Source organism: Pseudoalteromonas sp. T1lg10, assembly GCF_002964545.1.
GTDB lineage: Bacteria > Pseudomonadota > Gammaproteobacteria > Enterobacterales > Alteromonadaceae > Pseudoalteromonas.
The window spans coordinates 1-4,610 of record NZ_PQBV01000013.1; the positions used below are offsets into that span (position 1 = coordinate 1).

A 4,610-nucleotide genomic window follows, 5' to 3' on the forward strand; every position below is an offset into this window, starting at 1 on the left:
CCGCTTCCACCATTTACGGAGGGTTGGTCTGGAAATACCACACCTACGGCAAACCAAACCCGCATCATTGGTCTCTTCATACAGCTTAATCCAGGTAAGCCGCTGTTGAATTTCTCTGTTCATAGACACCAAGTATATTGAAATGATGTCTATGAATCACACATCTTAAAGTAGAAAGTTTTTGATGTTATAGCTGTCTGACTACACAAGTAACTTCTTTTGGATTGGCTTTCCAAATATGTTCAAAACCACTGGAAACCATTACTTCAACCTTACCTTGCGATGCTTCTATAAGTAAATATCTATCATGAGAACCACTATATAAGGAGCTTGTTGAGACCGTCCACTCAGTACAAATAGATTTGGCAAAAGTATCTGTTACTTTTTTACTATTTTTTTCCACATTCAGTATGTCTGGTGTTTCAATAAAATGAATATCTAGCTTATGTCTAGGTAGAACTGCTCGAAATAGACTTTGGGTACTCCCCCAACCTTCAGCCAAATAATTATCACAAATCGTTACCTTTGTTGCACATGAAGATAACATTTGTAGATACTTAACAAGGTTAGCCCGATCATCTGACGCCCCCAAACTTACCGTAATTTGGTTAGCTATAAATGACGAATGATAATATACGTAAGGTAGTACAGCTTCACAATCTTCAGTCAAGATAACTTTCAGGCTGGTTTTTGATGCTAATTCTTCTATAGAGTCGTTTCTATCCGGTAGGTGTTGTAACTGTGGCATTAAACGGTCATAAACAGATGAGTTTAAGCCTGCTGCTTTTGCTTCCAATAATTGCTTCTTATTAGTCCTGTATGGCAACGATATTAATTTCATTAACCTCTTATACTTTTTTTGGTATTTATGAGGTTCAAAAGCCATGTTTTCATATGCCACAAGAAGAGAAGTACTTAGAACCATTTTCCCAGCCATAGCTACCTCATTTCCATTAGCTCAGGTAAAGTTGCATCAAAAAAACCAGATGGGAAGCCGATCACCTGACCGTCAATATCATTAAACTCACCATTTTCGTCTATCAAGATAGTATCAAAGTCCTGCTTTACATCACCTTTATAGTGAATGACAACATCGCTACTGATTATATGGTCTTCATAAACCTCGTAGGCAACTCTATTAATCAAATGTTCACAGTGAGTTTCTACAACTAACTGAATACCACTATTAGCTATAAATGCTAAGAAAACTCCTAATTGAGCTTGGGCTTTGGGATGTAATTGAACCTCAGGATTTTCGAGAAAAATCAAATCACCTTTTTTAGCCATAATACAAATTATTATCACCTTGGCAATATAGCTCATACCTGCACCTAGATTGAAAGGCGAAATATCGGTATCAAGTTCTTTAACCTTAAAAGATACTTTTACTTGGTCACCAACTTTTTCTGTAATTAGTTCTATAGGCGAGTTTGTAATTGTGGTTAACCATTGGCTAACTTGATATCCAATCGTTTTTGAACCTTCAAACTTTAATAAATAATCAGGAAGAACGTGACCTTTTATCTTATCAAAAGTAGAAAATAGATACTCGCCTAAGTTTCCGACTTTTCTCTCAGAAATCTGCACCAAGTCTTGCGCACCAATTCGATTGGCGTTTAGATAGAAAACTTCGCTTCCACCTTCTTCGCCATTCTCATATAAATAAGGTAAATCAATTTTTTTCTCTACCTTATCTGCGGTAATTTTTAGAGTATGATTTTCACCACTATTGTCAATTACAGATATATCTACTGATTTTGCATTATTTTTCTTATTTCGAATCACTTGAAAATCATTTAGGTATCGTATTAACTCCTCCATGCTATATCTATTGCTAATGCAACTATTTTTTATTAAAAGCATTAAGGCTTGAATAACCGTTGATTTCCCAGAAGAGTTAATACCCGTAAATATTGTCAACGGAGCAAGCTTTAAGGTGGTTTTATCAATACTTTTTAAATTATTGATTGTAATCTCGTTAAGCATTTTCAAGGCCTCTTGCTATTTCATAAGCAGTGTCAAATCTAATTTTTATGTAATCTAACGTATCCATTGAACCTGATAGATAACCTTCACTATCAATGTCTTTTTTGTATTTTTCTACTAAATTCTTAGCATGTTTTGATTCTATTTTCTTTAAATCTACAAAGCAAAAAGCAAAAGTTAACATTTCAAATAAACCCATATTGATAGGTCGCCGATTACCACCTTCAGATTTTGGTGCGAAACGATAAGCTTCACTTCCGAGTACACTATATACCCGTTCCATTCCAGTAACACACCACATTTCAACTTCTTCAATCAACTCATCTTGATCTGTAGTGTTAATGAATGTCATAACTGACGCCAAAAATGAATCAATATCTGAACGATATTTTATTTTCGATGGTAACTTATTTAAAATCAGAAGAAAAAATGCAACAAATCTTAAAATAAGGTAACGATCTCGCATGCGTTCAGAATTAACTCCGTTACCAGTTGACTTTTTAAATGACAAAGAGTCTGCAAGCCTCTCAATTAATTGAGTACTTCTACCTTGATACAAGGCATGACGCATTTCTTGCTTATTTAAGTTCATACCACCACGATTAACTCGCTCGAAAATGTTAAATTTAACATACTCCGGAGTCGGTGGTTGAATGATATATACATTGAGCTGATAGTCTTCTAGCTTAGATTGTAATATTGGTGGTATTTCACTAAATCGTAAGCCATTTAGATTAGGAAGCATTAAAAGTTGCTTTAAGGTCAATTTATTATTTATAAACCTTTTAAGCGCTGTGGTTCTTTGTTTACCATCGATAATCTGACGAATGCCATTTTCATTTTCAAATAAATATATTACTGGAATAGGTATTCCCATTAATATAGATTCAACAAGCTCTGATTGACGCTGATCATTCCAAACATCATTACGTTGAAAGTCAGGAGATAGTATTAACGAACCTCTTTCTTCTCGGCGTAGAAGCTCAAAGACACTGTAACTATCTTTAGCAATACGAACCTCGGTATCAGTGCCCATTGGGTGAGGGTGGGCATTTAACTCAAGTTCATCTTGGTTCTCTATTTCAATTACATCATCAGCATCATTCATTGCTTATTGCCTTAACTTTTATCTGTCATACCACTTGAAGGCTCATCGCAGTAGCACTCTAACAACTAGCTACAGTCTTCTGTATGACTAAACCACACACCAGTCTTGTATTGTTATTCTGGAGTCGCCACATAGTGACCCACCATTGTCTCATGCTAACACTTGCTTGCAAAGCAAAGACTGCTCGTACCTAAATTTGGATCAATAGGGAATAGTATAAGTTACCACCTTATGAAGAAGGTCAATTTGTGTCAGCCCCTACAGAGAGAGCGTTGTTTATACCAAACCACAAAATAACAGATCTCTTCAGGGATTTTTTTCTTCTCTTTGTATTGCCGCACAGTTTGTAAGCACATTTTGCAAATGATGTACTAAAAGCAACCAATGCATTGGAATGTCTACAATAAGAATTTTAGTGACAAACCCCTCATTTTCAATAGAACAAAAAACAATCAAACCAATAAATATCAATGACTTGAGGGAAAACAATGACCTGTATGCCATTTTTTTAGCACTTACAATGCCTACTAATCTCTGGAACTATCGCTTCAGTAGCAGTGAAAAAATCACCATGAGTTATAAAAAATGGAACATTACGAAAAAATTATCATCAAGGGTTTACTTGGCGGTGGCAGTACGAGCGAGGCTTTTTCAAGCCGTTTGATTCAGGGTACTGGAATTGAAAAAAACGAAAGTGTGAGCGAAATGTGGGCTTACCTCGACGGTGACCTTAAACAGAAAGTCATTGATGTGATTGAGTCAGTTTTTTGTGAGGAAATTGATATTTGCAACCCAGAAAAAGGGCTAATTAAGCAAATGGCACAGCGCGGTGCTCTTGCTGAATATTATGCATTAGATCTCTCGGAGCGTAGCCAATTTACCGAGGAAGAAGAACATGAAAAAGTAATGGAGCTATTCGAAACGAAGACAAAAATCTGGGAGGAAAAAGAAAAAACGTTCGATGCATATGACCATTACAACGCAGAGCCAGAGCCAGACAGTGTAACGTGTCGGGATTGCCATACTGATTTTTACGATTACACATGCGATGCGCGTAGCATTTGGGACACTGGAGTCTGCCTTCGTTGCTACATAAAGGGTGAAGATCAATGACCAAAAGCATTAGAAAGTGGGTAGCGATTTCAGAACGCCACGATGAACACTTCGACGGTAATTTCGATGAGCTTGATGGGTATTATAAAAACGATAGCTCCATGAAAAATATTTATTACTCTTACAAAGTGCATGATGGTGAGGTTATCGAAGACGCTTGGGCGAGTTCTAAGTATCGCTGCCCAGCTTGCGATACAGTCGGTTAATCATATCCATCTTGAACAAAAGCTGTCGAATCTGTAACCATTGGATGTAACCCACAGATTTTACATGTGTAGGTTCGTAAGTAACCAGCACGATACCAGCGCTACATGTGTGATTCACTGAGATCGTTTCAATCTGGCGATCTCTAAATCTCTTTTGTAATTAGCATCTTGAACACGCTCTTTCGATAGGTCATATG

General features: G+C 36.6%; 6 protein-coding genes. 2 read left to right on the plus strand and 4 right to left on the minus strand.

What is annotated here, in order from left to right:
- The 4 genes from C2M17_RS06095 to C2M17_RS06110 form a co-directional block, all read right to left on the minus strand.
- On the minus strand, positions 1-123 hold a 123-nt coding region (locus tag C2M17_RS06095), incomplete at its 3' end, for a helix-turn-helix domain-containing protein (RefSeq protein WP_158683987.1).
- Between the two features lie 64 nt (positions 124-187).
- A complete protein-coding gene (locus tag C2M17_RS06100) occupies positions 188-937 on the minus strand; it encodes a hypothetical protein (protein WP_105199967.1) in 750 nt (249 codons plus the stop codon).
- Between the two features lie 2 nt (positions 938-939).
- Positions 940-1,986, minus strand: a complete 1,047-nt coding sequence (locus C2M17_RS06105; RefSeq protein ID WP_105199968.1) for an AAA family ATPase — start codon at positions 1,984-1,986, stop codon at positions 940-942.
- Positions 1,979-3,094, minus strand: coding sequence for a DUF262 domain-containing protein (locus C2M17_RS06110; protein WP_105199969.1), 1,116 nt, complete (start codon positions 3,092-3,094; stop codon positions 1,979-1,981). The genes C2M17_RS06105 and C2M17_RS06110 overlap by 8 nt, the downstream gene beginning before the upstream one ends.
- Positions 3,095-3,679: 585 nt before the next feature.
- Here C2M17_RS06110 and C2M17_RS06115 point away from each other — a divergent pair.
- Both C2M17_RS06115 and C2M17_RS06120 read left to right on the plus strand, forming a co-directional pair.
- Positions 3,680-4,207 (plus strand): hypothetical protein, encoded by a 528-nt coding sequence (locus C2M17_RS06115; RefSeq protein WP_105199970.1) that lies wholly within the window; start codon positions 3,680-3,682, stop codon positions 4,205-4,207.
- On the plus strand, positions 4,204-4,413 hold the full coding sequence (locus C2M17_RS06120) for a hypothetical protein (protein ID WP_105199971.1): 210 nt from the start codon (positions 4,204-4,206) through the stop codon (positions 4,411-4,413). Before C2M17_RS06115 ends, C2M17_RS06120 begins: the two co-directional genes overlap by 4 nt.
- Positions 4,414-4,610: the final 197 nt, after the last annotated feature.